Source organism: Corynebacterium lipophilum (assembly GCF_024102595.1).
GTDB classification, from domain to species: domain Bacteria; phylum Actinomycetota; class Actinomycetes; order Mycobacteriales; family Mycobacteriaceae; genus Corynebacterium; species Corynebacterium pseudogenitalium.
In genome coordinates this window covers 1-15,767 of the sequence record NZ_JAEUWV010000013.1, presented here as the reverse complement: position 1 = coordinate 15,767, position 15,767 = coordinate 1, and the positions used below count along the sequence as shown (strand labels likewise).

The window sequence follows — 15,767 nt, the reverse complement described above, 5'->3', positions numbered from 1 at the left end:
CGCCTCAAGCGCCCTCAAGCGCCCTCAAGAAGCCAGAAAAGCTACTTCACAAGCAGCTCCGCAATCTGAATCGTGTTCAGTGCGGCGCCCTTGCGCAGGTTGTCGCCGGAGACGACGAACACGAGGCCGCGGTTGCCGTCGACGGCCTGGTCCTGGCGGATGCGGCCGACGAGGGAATCGTCCTTGCCGGCGGCGGCGAGAGGGGTCGGTACGTCGACGACGGAGACGCCCGGCGCGGCCTCCAGGACGGCGCGAGCTTGGTCAGGGGTGATTTCCTTCTCAAACTCGGCGTGGACGACCATGGTGTGCCCGGTGAACACTGGGACGCGGACGCAGGTGCCGGAGACGCGCAGATCTGGGATGGAGAGGATCTTGCGCGATTCGTTGCGGAGTTTCTGCTCCTCGTCGGTTTCTTCGGTGCCGTCGTCGACGAGGTTGCCGGCGAGTGGCAGCGCGTTGAAGGCGATCGGTGCGACGTATGGGCCGAGCTCCTCGGGCTGGAGGAGGGAGCCGTCGAGGGCGAGTTCGGTGTTGCGCTCGCCGATTTCGGCGACCTGATTTGCAAGCGCCTGCACACCGGCGAGGCCGGAGCCGGATACGGCCTGGTAGGAGGCTACGCGCATGGTGTGAAGGCCGGCGGCGTCATGGAGTGCCTTGGCCACGGGCATGATTGCCATGGTGGTGCAGTTCGGGTTCGCGATGATGCCCTTGGCTGGCGCCTTGGCTTCGTCGGGGTTGACCTCGGAGACGATGAGGGGGACGTCGTCGTCCTTGCGCCACGCGGAGGAGTTGTCTACGACGGTGGCGCCGGCGGCTGCGAAGACTGGGGCCCACTGCTTGGAGGTGCCGCCGCCTGCGGAAAAGAGCGCGATGTCGACGTCGGCGACGGAGTCTTCGGTGACCTGGGTGAGGTCTTCGACGACGACGTCCTGGCCGCGGTATTCGAGGTGCTTACCCGCGGAGCGTGGTGATGCGAAGAAGCGCACTTTGTCCGCTGGGAAGTCTCGTTCGGCGAGGATTTCGCGCATGACGCGGCCGACCTGGCCGGTTGCACCTACTACTGCGATGGTGGTCATGAAGTGTGTCCTTTCTTAGCGTCCGGTGCCAGCGTAGACGATGGCTGGTTCGTCGCCGCCGAGTTCGAACTTGTCGTGGATAGCGCGGGTGGCTTCCTCAAGGTCGATTTCGCGTACAACGGCAGTGATGCGGATTTCGGAGGTGGTGATCATGTCGATGTTCACGCCGGCGTCGCGAAGTGCTTCGGTGAAGTCGGCGGTGACGCCCGGGTGGGTCTTCATGCCTGCACCGATGAGGGACACCTTGCCGATCTGGTCGTTGTAGGTGATGTTGTCCCAGCCTTCTTTCGCCTGGAGGGCCTTGAGCAGTTCCATGGCGCGGGGGCCGTCGGCAATTGGGAGGGTGAAGGTGATGTCGGTGGTCAGGTTGTGGAGGCTGGAGATGTTCTGCAGCACCATGTCGATGTTGATCTCGTTGTCGGCGAGGACGCGGAACACCTTGGCGGCCTCCCCTGGCAGGTCCTTGACGCCGAGGATGGTGATTTTCGCTTCGGAGGCGTCGGTGGCAACGCCGGACAGTACTGCTTCTTCCATGGGGATATCCTCCAATGCTCCGGCGACGAGGGTGCCGGGATCGTTGCTGTATGACGAACGCACCCGCATGGGTACGTTGAATGCGCGCGCATATTCCACACTGCGCAGCACAAGGATTTTCGAGCCGGACGCGGCGAGCTCAAGCATCTCTTCGAAGCAGAGTTTGTCGAGCTTGCGGGCATCGTGGACGATGCGTGGGTCGGCGGTGTAGACGCCGTCGACGTCCGAGTAGATTTCGCACTCGTCGGCGCCGAGGGCGGCGGCGAGGGCGACGGCGGTGGTATCGGACCCGCCGCGGCCGAGGGTGGTGACGTCCTTGGTGTCACGGTTGACGCCCTGGAAGCCGGCGACGATGGCGATGCGGCCGGCGTCGATAGCTTCTTGGACGCGGCCCGGCGTCACCTCAATAATGCGGGCGTTGCCGTGGCGCTCGGTGGTGATGACGCCCGCTTGCGAGCCGGTGAAGGACTGCACATCAGCGCCGAAGGATGCGACCGCCATCGCGACCAGCGAGTTCGAGATGCGCTCGCCTGCGGTGAGCAGCATGTCCATCTCGCGGGCGGGTGGGGTTGGGTTGACGCGGGCGGCGAGGTCCAGCAGCTCGTCGGTGGTGTCGCCCATTGCGGAACACACCACCACGACATCGTGCCCCTGCTTCTTAGTGGCAACGATGCGTTCAGCAACCGCGCGTATGCGGTCGGCGCTTTCGAGGGACGAGCCCCCGTATTTCTGCACGATCAATGCCATGGTAGAACCTTCCATCGGTGTAAAAACTGTCGCGTGAAAATCCGCACTATAAGAATAGCGTCCCAAAAACGACTATGGGGCGACATGGCACAGAAAATTAGTATTATCGTTGACCATGCAGAACGACTTCCTCGCGATCAGCTTTGCGCTCACGTCTGCGCTGCTCATCGCGGTGGGGACGGTGTGGCGCCACCGCATTCTGCGCGCCGGCCGCTCCACGACGGAGGTCAATCCCGCACCGCTCGCCTCTTTGCGACGCCCCGCCTGGTGGGCATCGCTCGCTCTTGCGCTGGCCGCGTACGGCTTTCAGGCGCTAGCGTTGGCGTTCGGATCCTTGCTGGTGGTCCAGCCGATCCTGGTGCTCTCACTCATGTTCACGCTGCTGCTTTCGGCGCGCGTGGAACACCGCACAATGTCGCGGCAGGGCACGGCGTGGGCGACGCTGCTGACCATTTTCGTTGCGGTGGTGATCCTGGTGGGCCGCCCAGTGCCGGGCACTGCCCCGCCTGGGATGACTGGTTGGGTGCTGGCAATCGGGTTTGGGGTGGCCTGGATGGTTGGCACGGTCGTGTTCGCGCGCACCCGCGGCGCGGCAACCCAAGCGCTGGCCTACGGCATCCTGTGTGGCGCGATCTTCGGCTACTTGGCGGTGTTTTCCAAGGTGGCGGTTGACGCCTACGTACACGGTGGCCTGGTGGGGCTGGTGGAGTCCTGGCAGTTCTGGGCCATGCTGGCCTGCGCGGTACTGGGCACCGCGGTGCAGCAGTTCGCGTTCGGCGCCAGCAAACTGGCCACCACCCTGCCCGCCATGAAGGTCGTCGAGCCACTGGTGGCGCTCACCCTGGGGATTGTGCTGCTCGGGGAGAACTTCGCTGTGTCCACTGTTGGGGGTTGGGTGGCGATGGTGGCGTCGATAATGATGATGCTGGCCAGCGCGGCGATGCTCACCCGGACCAGTATTCAAGTGGGCTAGTCGCAAAACGTGTATGCTTTGACGCATGTCACATCAGCTGCAGCTCCTAGTCTGCCGCGGCGGGATACAGGCCTCGTTGTAACACGGCCGGCGCCCGTCGCGGAGTTTGTGCACGCCGACCGTAAAACACGCCGCGAAGGAGAACAGCCCAAATGACCACCCAACCTGCATGGAATAAGCAGCAACCATCCACGATGCCAGCGCACCGCTACCTGCCGTTTGCGCAGGAAGTGGAGCCTATCCGCCTGCCGGACCGCACCTGGCCAGACGCCACCATCACGCACGCGCCGCAGTGGTGCGCGGTTGACCTGCGCGACGGCAACCAGGCCCTGATTGACCCGATGAACCCGGAGCGCAAACGCCGCATGTTCAACCTGCTGGTGGAGATGGGCTACAAGGAAATCGAGGTAGGGTTCCCGTCCGCCTCGCAGACTGACTTCAACTTTGTGCGCGAGATCATCGAGCAGGACATGATCCCGGACGACGTCACCATCCAGGTGCTGGTACAGGCCCGTGAGCACCTGATTCGTCGCACGTTCGAGGCCTGCTCGGGTGCGAAGAACGTCATCGTGCACTTCTACAACTCGACGTCGAAACTGCAGCGCGAGGTGGTGTTCCGTAAGGACCGCCCGGCGATCAAGAATCTGGCGACGGATGCGGCGGAGCTGATCAAGGGGATCGCAAAGGATTACCCGGACACGAACTGGCGCTGGGAGTACTCGCCGGAGTCCTTCACCGGCACCGAGCTGGACTTTGCGGCTGAGGTGTGCGACGCCGTCGTCGAGATCATGGACGCGACCCCCGAGCAGCCGATGATCATTAACCTCCCGGCGACCGTCGAAATGATTACCCCGAATGTGTACGCGGACTCGGTCGAGTGGATGCACCGCAACCTGCAGCGCCGCGACTCCATCATCCTGTCGCTGCACCCCCACAACGACCGCGGTGAGGGCATCGCCGCCGCTGAGCTGGGCTACATGGCGGGCGCGGACCGCATCGAGGGCTGCCTGTTCGGCAACGGCGAACGCACCGGCAACGTCGACCTGATCACGCTGGGCCTGAACATGCTGACGCAGGGCGTCGACCCGCAGATCGACTTTTCCGACATCCAGCGCATCCGCGACGTCGTGGAGTACTGCAACCAGCTGCGCGTCCCGGAGCGCCACCCCTACGGCGGCGACCTGGTATTCACCGCGTTCTCCGGCTCGCACCAGGACGCCATCAACAAGGGCTTGGACGCCCTGGCGAGCAAGGTGCGCCCCGGCGCGAACTCCACCGAGGTGCAGTGGGAAGAGCTGCGCGAGACAGTGTGGGAGGTCCCGTACCTGCCGATCGACCCGAAGGACGTGGGCCGCGACTACGAGGCCGTCATCCGGGTCAATTCCCAGTCCGGCAAGGGTGGCGTTGCCTACATCATGAAGACGGACCACGGCATCGATATGCCGAAGGCGATGCAGCCGGAGTTCTCGGCGGTGGTGCAGAACATCACCGACAGCGAGGGCGGCGAGATCAACTCGAAGAACATGTGGGACATCTTCGCCACGACCTACCTGGACCTGGATGCTCCGCTGGAGCTGCACTCCTTCCGCACGTCGGATGAGGAGGGCAAGGACACCGCGGCGACCGGGATCCGCGCGAGCGTGACCTACAACGGGCAGGACCACGATGTTGCCGGTGTAGGCAACGGCCCGATCGCGGCGTTCGCGAACGCGCTCGAGCACATCGGCATCAACGTCGAGGTGCAGGACTACTCGCAGCGCGCCCGCTCCGCGGGTGACGACGCCGACGCGGCCTGCTACATCTACGCGGACGTCGATGGCAAGCGTGCATGGGGCGCTGGTGTGGCAGGGTCGACGACGTTGGCGTCGATGCAGGCCATCGTGTCCGCGGTGAACCGTTCGACGGTCGAGTAGCGCCACCCCCGTCGTGGGGTATTTCTGGCGCGTGGACTGAGATGCGAGTGATAAAGCGCGCTCGCTTCTCTTACGCCCCTCTCAGTGAATGTGTATCCGCGCTGCGTACGAACGTGACGTATAGCACGCCCACAGGGGGCGGTATGCGTTGCCCCAGGTGCGCGCCTTATACTCAGTGCTCGGAGATTTATCTACTGGCGAGGCAGCACCGGGTAAGGCAGGGCGAAATGGCAACAACATACGTGGTTCCAGGCCACGGGCTTGGTGCTGTTCGCAACATCCCGGTGCACGAGGCGGAGCAAGAGCACATCATTCACCTGCTCGATTCCGCCAATACGGACGCAGCAGACCTCGCGGCGCTGCTTATCCCGCGCGCTGAGTGCGGCGGGTTCGACATTCACTTCCAGGACTCGGTGCTCGGCAGCATGAGCGCCTCGGACGCGCGCGAGTACGCGGAGCTGTCCTGGATCGTGGAAGCCTCGATGATCCCGCAGGTCACGGTGCGCGCCACCCGCCTTGCGGACGGCTCCCTGCAAACCGTCCTTCGCCTGCCACGCCCCGGCCTGTGCATCCCCACCAACCAGCCCCCGACCGAGCCGTGGGTGTTTCTCGACGACACCCGCACCTACGACGTCTCCTTCCTCCCGGACGCGCAGGAAGCCAAAGAAGTTTCGGTGCTGGACCGGAAGCATTACCTGCTCACGCTGAGCGCCACCGAGGATGCCGCCGAAGATACTGTGCAGGTCGCGATTGGAGATCGGGCCGTCGGCACCCTGGCGGGGCCAGTGGCCACCGCGCTGCTGCCGACGCTGCAGTCCCTCAGCGACCGTGGGCTGCTGGCGGTAGCTCACGGCTACCTCGCGCCGCTGGGTGGAAAGCCGTCGTTGAGCGTGACCGTTGGCCCGCTCGCCCCGGACGTACTTCCGCCCCTCTCCCCGATTCCGCCGGTGCAGGTCCACCCGCGCCACCCGGATACCTCTGCGATGTCGGCGACCACCGTGATCCCCGTGGTACGCCCAGAGGAGCTGGAGGACAGCGCCGACGCGGTGGCCAAGTCCGCCGCAGCGAAGGCTGATTCGGAGGAGTTCCCCGCCGTGGAGACCCCGGCGGACGAGAAGACCCCGGAGGCGCAGCCGAAGAAGAACCAGCCAATCCACCCGATGCGCTGGGTAGCCGCTGTCATCGGCGCACTGCTGATCGCACTGATCGGCTCGGTGGCGTTCAGCGAGCAGTGGAGCGGCTCGCCGGACACAGTTTCCACGTACATGACGGAGCCTGCGCACTCCCCGAGCAAGTCCGGCCAGAAGCCGGAGCCTTCGAAGCGGTCGACGGAACAGACCACTGAGGAGACCACACCGCCTTCTTCAGAGCCCGCGTCTGAGCCGGCCTCGGCGCCAGCCCCGGCGCAACAGGAACCGGTGTACCAGGCGCCAGCACAACCGGCCCCGGTGTGGCAGGCCCCAGCGCCTGCGCCCGTGCCCGCCCCAGCGCCTGTGCAGCAGCCCGCTCCCGTGCAGGAGCAGCCCGCGCCAGCCCCGGCACCTGCGCCCGACTACCAGTACAATTTCGGCGGCCTGCAGATCCAGTCGGACACGCCGCTCGGCGGGCCATTACACCGCGTGCAGTGGCCATAGCTACTATCAGAGTGATGACAACACCTGACCACGAGCTCTTTCCGTTCGTCGCGGTAAGCGCCCTTTCGACAAGCATCCACCCCTCCACGGGGCGTTTGCTCACCCTCGATGCGGTCACGTTCGACGAAAACGGCGAGGTCGGCGAGGACTTCCACGCCGTATTCAACCCGGTCAAAGACGCCGGCCCGCGCCACCTCCACAACCTGGAGAAGAGCGACTTCGCTCAGGCGCCACGGTTCGCGCGGCACCTCAAGACACTCAACAAGCTTATCGACGACCGCACCCTCATCGTGCTCGACAGCCCCACGGAGTGGGGGTACCTCGTCTCCGAGTCGCGCCGCGCCATGAACGCCGCCGCCCGCGCCAACCGCCAACGCGCCCGCAAACACAACCGGCGCCGCCAGCGCGTCGGCCACATCCCGCGCCCCGAAGCAATCGTGGACATCCTCGGCAGCGCGCGCCGCCAGGGCCACATCCTCATCGACGAGCGACTCAACGCCGTGGCCAACCAAGTCGGCGTGCTCTCCGAACCGGCCACCGCCACCGTCGAACGCGCCAGCGTCCCCGAGGAGGAACTCTCCCGGGCGGCCACACTGAAGCTCGTCGCGGTGTACCTGCAGCTGCGCGAAAACGGCACGCTGACCAGCATTGACCCGGAGGACCTCAAGGCGGACCGCTTCGGCCTGCAGCGCTCCGCACTGCGGGTGGACGCGCATAAGCGCGAAGGGGACGTCGATAATCCGGGCGTCTACACGGGTGCGGGCCTCAAGCCAGGCATGGAGATCTCCATCTCCGACGACGTCGCCGTCGACCCCGACGAGCTCATCCAGGCCGCGCTCGACGCCGGGCTGAACTACCAAGAAAAGCTCACACGCACCGCATCCCTCGTAGTATCCGACGCCCCCTCCCGCGGCGCAGAACTGCGTGGCAAAGCGATGCACGCGCACCGCAAAAACATCCCGGTGCTCAGCGCGCAGGAGTTTCTCCAGGCCGTAGCGCGCGACTAACGTAGAGGCATGCTCTCACAACTGCGTACCTCTGTTGCGCTGGCCGCCGCGAAGGCCGCCACGTTCGCGTCGCGCGCCACCGGCCGCGGCGCCGGCGGCATGATCGGCGGGCTCGTTGCCAACGCGATCGACCCGAACATCATGGCAGGCCTGTCCAAGGGGCGCCCGGCCGTGCTGGTGACGGGCACGAACGGCAAGTCCACCACCACAAAGATGCTGGTGGCGGCGCTGCGCTCCACCAGGACCGTGGCCACCAACGACGGCGGCGACAACATGGACGCCGGCATCATCTCCGCGCTCATGGCGGGCAAGGACGCCTCCACGATCGCCCTCGAGGTCGACGAGCTGCACGTCCCCCACGTCGCCGACCGGCTGCAGCCGAAGGCGTTCGTGCTGCTCAACCTGTCGCGCGACCAGCTGGACCGCGTCGGCGAGATCAACAAGATCGAGCGCGCCCTCCGCGGCGCCGTCAACGCCCACCCGGAGGCCACCGTCATCGCTAACTGCGACGACGTGCTGATGACCTCCGTCGCCTGGGACCACCCCAACGTCATCTGGGTTTCCGCGGGCGCTGGCTGGCTCGGAGACTCCGTCACCAACCCCCGCAGCGGCGGCCACGTCGTACGCACCGAGGACGACTGGTACGCCGTCGAGCCCCTCCCCGATGGCTCCGAGTTTCGACGCCCTACCCCCACCTACGCCGTCACCGACGACGGCCTGCGCTGCCCGGATGGGGGCGTCGTCACGCTTGACCTGGCGCTACCCGGGCGGGCCAACCGCGGCAACGCCGCACAGGCCGTAGCCTGCGCCGTCGACGTCTTCGGTGTACCACTCGCCTCCGCGCTCGCCGCCGTCGCCGACGTCCAAGACGTCGCCGGGCGCTACTCCACCATCCACTTCGGCGACCACGAAGTCCGCCTCCTGCTGGCCAAGAACCCGGCAGGCTGGCAAGAGGCCCTCTCCATGGTGGACCGCACCGCCGACGGCCTCGTCATCGCCGTCAACGGCCAAGTCGCCGACGGCGAAGACCTCTCCTGGCTCTGGGACGTCAAGTTCGAAGACTTCCACGGCATCGCCGTCAAAGCCGCCGGCGAACGCGGCACCGACCTCGCCGTGCGCCTGCTCTACGCCGACATCGAACACGAACTGATCCACAACTGCGTCGACGCCATCCGCGCCTGCCCACCCGGCCGCGTCGAAGTGCTGGCCAACTACACCGCCTTCCGCGACCTCAAAAAGGACCTACACAAGGAGCTGGACCGTGACTAACACTTTGACCATCGGCCTGCTGCTGCCCGACGTACTCGGCACCTACGGCGACGACGGCAACGCACTCGTCCTGCGCCAACGCGCCCGCATGCGAGGCATCGACACCCACATCCGACCCATCCCCCTCACCGAGGACATCCCCTCCGACTGCGACATCTACACCCTCGGCGGCGGCGAGGACTCCGCCCAAATCATTGCGGCCTCCCGCCTGCAAGCATCCCCCGGCCTGCAGCGCGCCATCGACGCCGGCCGCCCCGTCTTCGCCGTCTGCGCCGGCATGCAGGTCCTCGGCCACAGCTTCACCGCCCACGGCGAGGAAGTCGCCGGCATCGGCGTCCTCGACGTCCGCACCTCCCCCATGTCGGAGCGCGCCATCGGGGAAGTCCAATCCCACCCACTTCTCGACGGCCTCTCCGCCCCCCTCACCGGATTCGAAAACCACATGGGCGGCACCACCCTCGGCCCCGACGCCTCCCCACTCGGCCAGGTGAAACGCGGCGTGGGCAACAACGTGGGTGCTGGTTCTCGGGCTGGCGTTGAGGGCGTTGTGCAGGGCAGTGTCATCGCCACCTACATGCACGGCCCCGCCCTGGCCCGCAACCCCGAACTTGCCGACCTCCTCCTCGCCCGCGCCCTCGGCATCCACGCCCAGGAACTCACCCCACTCGCGTTGCCCGAGGTGGACCAGCTGCGCAAGGAGCGCCTCAGGTAGGTTGCCGCTAGCGCTCTAGGAGCCAGTGCCAAAGGACGCAATTCGTTCCGAGGAACTCGGGAAAAGCCCAGGTCGCAAATAAGCGGTTGCGTCCTTTGGCACTCGGCCCGGTTGGGGTGACACCAAATTCCCTCATTGGATTTTCGCGACCTGGGGAAACGCCTCAGCACCTAGGGTCAGTGAGGGAATTTGGTGCACAGCACCTCCTACAACGTGAGCCGCCCGGAGAGCGCGCGGGAGAGGGTGAGCTCGTCGACGAACTCGAGGTCGCCGCCGAGCGGCATGCCGGAGGCCAGGCGGGAGACGGTCAGATCTGGGAAGTCCTTGAGCAGGCGGGCCAGGTAGGAGGCGGTGGCTTCGCCTTCGGTGTCGGGGTCGGTGGCGAGGATGACTTCGGTGATTTGGGGGGCGTCGTCGCCGTCGAGGTCGGGAAGGACGCCGCCGATGCGCTTCAGCAGGGGCGTGACGGCGAGGTCCTTGGGGCCCACGTTCGCAAGTGGGTCCAGTGCCCCACCGAGCACGTGGTAGCGGCCGTTGAACTCACCGGTCCGCTCGATGACCTGGATATCTTTGGCGTCTTCGACGACGCAGATGAGGTCTTTTTTGCGGCCGGAGTCGGCGCAGATGCGGCAGACCGCTTCGCGGGAGACGTTGTTGCAGATGCGACAGAACGTCACGCCGTCGCGGACGCCGGCGAGGGCGGCGCGGAGCCGGTCGATATCTTCGGGCTCGGTTTGGAGAAGGTGGAAGGCGATCCGTTGCGCAGACTTGGGTCCGACGCCGGGGAGGCGCGAGAGCTCGTCGATAAGGTCTTGGAGCGGTCCTTCGAACATGGGGGTCCTTTACAACACAAAACGCCTGGCGAAGTGCCAGGCGTTCAAGCGGGTGGGTTTAGATGATGCCGCCGAACGGAATCTCACCAGGTGCAGGCTGCTGACCACCAGGAGCCTCCTGTGGCATTGCGCCGCCGGTCAGTGGGCCGATCTTCTCCTGCGCCAGTTCGCCGGCCTTGTTGTGGGCGTCGCGGTATGCGGCGAGGATGAGGTCCTGCAGCGTCTCGACGTCGTCGGCGTCAACAGCCTCCGGCTTGATCTGCAGGTCGGTGATCTCTGCGCCACCGGTCATGACGACGGTGACCAGGCCGCCGCCAGCGGTGCCGGTGACGGTGGTGCTGAGCAGCTCCTGCTGTGCCTGCTGCAGCGCCTGCTGCACCTCGGCTGCCTGGCGGATGAGTTCCTGCATGTCCTGAGGCATATTTGGCTGGGTCATGGTGTGTAACACCCTTTCGTGTCAGTGATTTTGTCTAATTTGCTCACCAGTGTACCCGGTAGTTCCTGAATGCTTACAAGGGCTTGGCTCCAAGTTCGCTGGCAAGCAGGTCCATGGCAACTTCGGTGGCGTCACGACGGTCGAAGGTCGCCGACTCGGCCTCGGCCTGGTCGACCATGTCGCGCTCTTCGTCCTCTTGGCTGTAGGGCTCGGGCGGCGGCGGAGGCGGTTCCCATCCGGCGTCGTCGTGGGGCGGTTCGGGCGGCGGCGGGACTTCCTCGCGCTCGCGGCGCTCCTGTTGCGCGCTGCGCTGCCCGGCGGCCTTCGCTATCGCCCGCCAGTCAGTGGACTGCTGCGCTGCGGGTTTTGGGGTTGCTTCACTTTTCGACGCCCCCTTCGCCCCTTTCGTGCCCACCACGCAACGCACGGCAACCTTGGTGCCAAGCGCTTCGGAGAACACCGCGACGATGTCCGCGTTGTTGTTGTCGGCGTTGAGGCGCTCCGCGAGGGCACCCGTGTTGTGTCCGATGAGCAGCGTGGGCTGGCCGTCTTCGTTGTCGAGGGAGAGCGGTTTTGCCTCGGCAAGCATGATTTCGGCGACCTGGTTGCGCTTGCCCACAGCTTGGCGCAGCTTCATCCAGTCACGCTGCACGCGTTCGAGGAGGTCTTCCGCAGGTGCTGGCTCTGGCTTCGGTGCCGGGGTTGGTTCCGGCTTCGGCGGCGTTGCGGGTTCCGCGGGTGGTTGCGGCACCGGCTTCGGTTCAGGCTTCGGCTCGGGCTTGGGCTCAGGCTTTGGCGCACTCTGCGCCTTGCGGCGCTCCGCAATCCTGGCCGCCGCAGCGGCAGCGGCCGCGGCTCCCCCACCCTGCGACGGGGCCGACTGGGCAGGCTGGGCCGCCTGCGCAGGGGCAGCAGGCGCCGGTGCAGCTGAGGTAGCCGAGGAAACCGCCGGGCGGTCGCCCATCGTGAGCAGGTGCGCCATCATCACTTCCAGCAGCAGGCGCGGGGACGTCGCGCCGCGCAGGTCCGCGATGCGGTCGTTGACCTCGGTCGCGAGCGCGGCCAGCGTCGACGGGTGGAACTGTTGCGCCTCCGCGCGGAGGATTTCGGCGCGGTCGACGGGGGCGTCGACAAGCCCTTCGCCGAAGGCATCCGGCACGGTGACGATGAGCAGCAGGTCACGCAGCCGGTCCAGCAGGTCGAGGGCGAAGCGACGCGGCTCGTGGCCGGACTCAATCACCTTATCGATGGTGTGGAACATCGCCGCAGCGTCCTTGGCCGCGAGGGCGTCGACGGCGGCGTCGAGAAGCGTGAGGTCCGTGACCCCGAGCAGCGGCAGCGCCATGTCGTAGGTCAAGCCGTCCGGGCCGGCGCCCGCCAACAGCTGATCCAACACCGACAGCGTGTCGCGCGGCGACCCGCCGCCAGCGCGGATGACCAGCGGGTACACGTTCTCGTCGACGAACGCGCCCTCCTCCGCAACGATGTTTTCCAGCAGGTGGCGCATCGCCTGCGGGGTCAGCAGGCGGAACGGGTAGTTGTGGGTACGCGAGCGAATCGTGCCGAGGATCTTCTCCGGCTCGGTCGTCGCAAAGATGAAGATGAGGTGCTCTGGCGGCTCCTCCACAATCTTGAGCAGGGCGTTGTTGCCGGAGGGTGAAATCATGTGCGCCTCGTCGATGATGAAGACGCGGTAGCGGGACTCCGCAGGCGCGAACATGGCGCGTTCGCGCAGCTCACGCATGTCGTCGACACCGCCGTGGGAGGCGGCGTCGAGCTCCATCACGTCCAGGTTCCCGGTGCCACCCGGCGCCAGCGACACGCAGGACGCGCACTTGCCGCACGGAGTGGACGTCGGCCCCTCAACGCAGTTCAACGAGCGCGCCAGGATGCGCGCCGAGGACGTCTTACCGCACCCCCGCGGCCCCGAAAACAGGTACGCATGGCTGATACGCCCGTTGTCGAGAGCGTTCGATAACGGCACAGTCACCTGGTCTTGCCCAACCAGCTCACCAAACGTTGCAGGACGATATTTCCGGTACAGAGCCACGGCGCCAAGTGTAGACGATCAGCCCTCTTCCCGGCACCAATCTTTCACATCCACGCCACGCCTGCGCAGACGCCGCTCCAGCACCGGATAGCCCTGCTCGGAGGCGATCCCGAACTCCTCATCCGTCAGCGCAATCAGCTCCAGAAGCAGCGTAATCCGGCCCGGTTCTCGCACCAGCGGGGTGCCCTGCGCGAAAACCTCCGGCTCCCGCAGTAGCCCATGCCGCACGGTGCCCGGCGCGTCCGCCAGCAGCCCCTCGAGCAGCACGCCAGGCTGCCCCGGCACTCCAAGGCGCTCAAGCTCGCGGGTCGCGTCCACGACGGCCTCAGCAAGCACCTGCTTGTCGACGTCCCCCACCGCCATCACCTCGCACACAACTTCGGGGCCGCCATCATCAAGCGCCACCAGCCCCATGTCAGTACCGCTGAACCCGGCGGTAACCGCCACGTTCGCACCGTTCAGTTCCGCGGTGGCGACGGCGCGGGCGTCGACAAGCGAAAGCTGCATCCCCGGAAACACCGAGGCCAGCCAGGCAGCGAGGTCGTCGCCCGTCATGCGCCGAGCTTCTCCACCGCCGCGAGCAACACGCACGTGGCCACGCCGTCCATCGCCCGCGTGACATCCTCCAGTGGCGGCATCGACGGCGCTAGGCGAATATTGCGGTCGTTCGGGTCCTCCCCCTTCGGGAACGCCGACCCCGCCTTCGTCAGGCTAATGCCGGCCTGCTTCGCCAACTCCCACACGCGAGTCGCGGTCCCGTCCATCACGTCCAGGGAGATGAAGTAGCCGCCCCTCGGCTTCGACCAGGTCGCCACGCCCGTGCCCCCGAGCCGGTTCTCCAGCACCTCAAGCACAGCCTCAAACTTCGGTGCCAGCGATTCCGCGTGCTTCCGCATCACCTCACGCACGCCATTCGCGTCCTTGAAGTACATCGCGTGCGCCAGCTGGTTCACCTTGTTCGGGCCGATGCCTCGCACATTCGCGATCGACTCGTACCACTCCAAGTTCTCCTGCGAGGAGGCAAAGAACGCCACGCCCGAACCCGCGTGCGTAATCTTCGACGTCGACGACATGTACCAGAACCGGTTCGGGTTACCCGCCTTCGCCGACAGCGCAAGCACGTCCGCGTTCACCGGGAACGTATCCGTCAGCGTGTGTACCGCGTACGCGTTGTCCCACACAACGCGGAAGTCCGGCGCGGCCGTCTCCATCGCCGCCAGACGCTCGATGGTCGCCTGCGAGTACACCGCGCCCGTCGGGTTGGAAAACACCGGCACGCACCACATGCCCTTCACAGCAGGGTCCTTCACCAGCTCCTCCACGACGTCCATGTCGGGGCCGTCCTCCAGCAGCGGGACGGTGATCATTTCGAAGCCGAAGCGCTCCGTAATCGTGAAGTGGCGGTCATAGCCGGGCACTGGGCACAGCCACTTAATCGCGTGCTCGCGCTGCTCATCCGCCCACGGCCGCGGCGAATCATTCGTCCCAAACGTGTACGCCCAGGACACCAGGTCAAACATAATATTTAGCGACGACGAGTCTCCCGCCACCAACAGCTTCGGGTCAATACCGAGCGCCTCGGCCCACAACTCACGCAACTGCAAAATGCCCGTCAGGCCGCCGTAATTACGCACGTCCACACCCGACGCATCACGGTGATTCCCCACACCCGGCAGTGCCAACAGATCGTCCGCCAAGTCCAACTGGCGCGCCGAGGGCTTCCCCCTCGTGAGATCCAACGCCATGTTGGTCTCCTCCAGCTGCTTGTACTGCTCACGCAACTCAGCAGCCAGGCTTGCAAGCTGCTCAGCATCTAGTTCTTTCAACGGGGTGTTCAATGTCTTGGTATCCTATTCGAGTACGTCGGCGTATCTACTAACGACCCATCATCGTACTAGCGACACCCCACCCCGCGCGACGGTTTTTCCCCAGTTTTACCCCATAAAAAAGGGGACCTCACGCACCTGCCAGCGCCCGCTTACCCTTGCTGCGTTCCCGCCCTGGGGGAGTTCACGAGATGAGCACCGCGTGAGATCCTGCAGAACACTCTAGCCTGAAGCTTTAGGCGTTGCAAAACATTGACTGCGCAGGCGTTTTGTCGGAACCTGGGGGGATGGGTTAAAGTAGTCCCTCGACGCATGATGTGTCGCAACTAGGAGGATTCGACTAGCGGCCTATGTCACACGCCTGGAACGCGTGCGGGTTTCACGACCCTCGTGGGTTCAAATCCCACATCCTCCGCGCTTTTTGACAGCGCATCCGGTTGAAGTTTTCGCCGGGTGCGCTGTTTTTGTATTTGCATTGGGCTTGCTGTGCACCACATTCCCTGTTTTTCGGAGTGGTGCCCGAGACTTAAGTGACAAAATGTGTGCTTTTCTCGGCGTGTCGACTTAAGTGACAAAATGTGTGCTTTTTGGGGGCCGGGATGGGTGGGTTGTGGGGTGTTGTGCTGGGGTTATGAGCGTCCTGCCCAGCCGTGTCGGATGGCCCAGGAGGGGTTGAAGTCGGTGTCGATGCCGGTGTCGTAGACTTTCGGCCGGCCGTCGGGTGAGTTGGCTTGGTCGCGTTCACGCATGTGTGCCT

Annotated in this window: 13 protein-coding genes, 1 tRNA gene and 1 other RNA gene; 7 read left to right on the top strand and 8 right to left on the bottom strand. The window is 65.5% G+C overall.

What is annotated here, in order from left to right:
• Positions 1-41 precede the first annotated feature (41 nt).
• Positions 42-1,076 (bottom strand): aspartate-semialdehyde dehydrogenase, encoded by a 1,035-nt coding sequence (locus JMN37_RS08370; protein WP_070477284.1) that lies wholly within the window; start codon positions 1,074-1,076, stop codon positions 42-44.
• Between the two features lie 15 nt (positions 1,077-1,091).
• Complete coding sequence (locus JMN37_RS08365) at positions 1,092-2,357, bottom strand: aspartate kinase (RefSeq protein WP_070363272.1); 1,266 nt, start codon at positions 2,355-2,357, stop codon at positions 1,092-1,094.
• Positions 2,358-2,472: 115 nt separating this feature from the next.
• Between JMN37_RS08365 and JMN37_RS08360 the strand changes: the two genes are divergently transcribed.
• The 6 genes from JMN37_RS08360 to JMN37_RS08335 all read left to right on the top strand — a co-directional run bounded on the left by JMN37_RS08360 (position 2,473) and on the right by JMN37_RS08335 (position 9,865).
• Positions 2,473-3,330 (top strand): DMT family transporter, encoded by an 858-nt coding sequence (locus JMN37_RS08360; RefSeq protein ID WP_252931718.1) that lies wholly within the window; start codon positions 2,473-2,475, stop codon positions 3,328-3,330.
• Between the two features lie 152 nt (positions 3,331-3,482).
• Complete coding sequence (leuA, locus tag JMN37_RS08355) at positions 3,483-5,243, top strand: 2-isopropylmalate synthase (protein ID WP_252931716.1); 1,761 nt, start codon at positions 3,483-3,485, stop codon at positions 5,241-5,243.
• A 227-nt stretch (positions 5,244-5,470) separates the two neighbouring features.
• Positions 5,471-6,877, top strand: a complete 1,407-nt coding sequence (locus JMN37_RS08350) for a hypothetical protein (RefSeq protein ID WP_252931714.1) — start codon at positions 5,471-5,473, stop codon at positions 6,875-6,877.
• Between the two features lie 14 nt (positions 6,878-6,891).
• Entirely contained in the window at positions 6,892-7,884 is a 993-nt protein-coding gene (locus JMN37_RS08345) for a DNA polymerase III subunit epsilon (RefSeq protein ID WP_252931712.1), read from the top strand.
• A gap of 9 nt (positions 7,885-7,893) precedes the next feature.
• Positions 7,894-9,153, top strand: coding sequence for a Mur ligase family protein (locus JMN37_RS08340; protein ID WP_070477278.1), 1,260 nt, complete (start codon positions 7,894-7,896; stop codon positions 9,151-9,153).
• A complete protein-coding gene (locus tag JMN37_RS08335) occupies positions 9,146-9,865 on the top strand; it encodes a type 1 glutamine amidotransferase (protein WP_071566422.1) in 720 nt (239 codons plus the stop codon). The genes JMN37_RS08340 and JMN37_RS08335 overlap by 8 nt, the downstream gene beginning before the upstream one ends.
• A 206-nt stretch (positions 9,866-10,071) precedes the next feature.
• On the opposite strand, the gene recR is transcribed toward JMN37_RS08335, so the two are convergent.
• The 6 genes from recR to ffs form a co-directional block, all read right to left on the bottom strand.
• Entirely contained in the window at positions 10,072-10,698 is a 627-nt protein-coding gene (gene recR / locus JMN37_RS08330) for a recombination mediator RecR (RefSeq protein WP_070363279.1), read from the bottom strand.
• Between the two features lie 58 nt (positions 10,699-10,756).
• Positions 10,757-11,134 carry a YbaB/EbfC family nucleoid-associated protein gene (locus JMN37_RS08325; protein ID WP_070363280.1) on the bottom strand — a complete coding sequence of 126 codons (378 nt, stop codon included), beginning with the start codon at positions 11,132-11,134 and terminating at the stop codon, positions 10,757-10,759.
• Positions 11,135-11,207: 73 nt separating this feature from the next.
• Positions 11,208-13,184, bottom strand: coding sequence for a DNA polymerase III subunit gamma and tau (locus JMN37_RS08320; RefSeq protein WP_252931711.1), 1,977 nt, complete (start codon positions 13,182-13,184; stop codon positions 11,208-11,210).
• Positions 13,185-13,202: 18 nt separating this feature from the next.
• Positions 13,203-13,739, bottom strand: coding sequence for a hypothetical protein (locus JMN37_RS08315; RefSeq protein ID WP_071573457.1), 537 nt, complete (start codon positions 13,737-13,739; stop codon positions 13,203-13,205).
• On the bottom strand, positions 13,736-15,022 hold the full coding sequence (locus JMN37_RS08310; RefSeq protein WP_252931702.1) for an aspartate aminotransferase type Ic: 1,287 nt from the start codon (positions 15,020-15,022) through the stop codon (positions 13,736-13,738). Before JMN37_RS08310 ends, JMN37_RS08315 begins: the two co-directional genes overlap by 4 nt.
• Before the next feature lie 104 nt (positions 15,023-15,126).
• Positions 15,127-15,225: signal recognition particle sRNA small type (gene ffs / locus JMN37_RS08305), an RNA gene on the bottom strand.
• 114 nt (positions 15,226-15,339) lie between these two features.
• Between ffs and JMN37_RS08300 the strand changes: the two genes are divergently transcribed.
• Positions 15,340-15,425 (top strand) — tRNA-Ser (locus tag JMN37_RS08300).
• Positions 15,426-15,767: the final 342 nt, after the last annotated feature.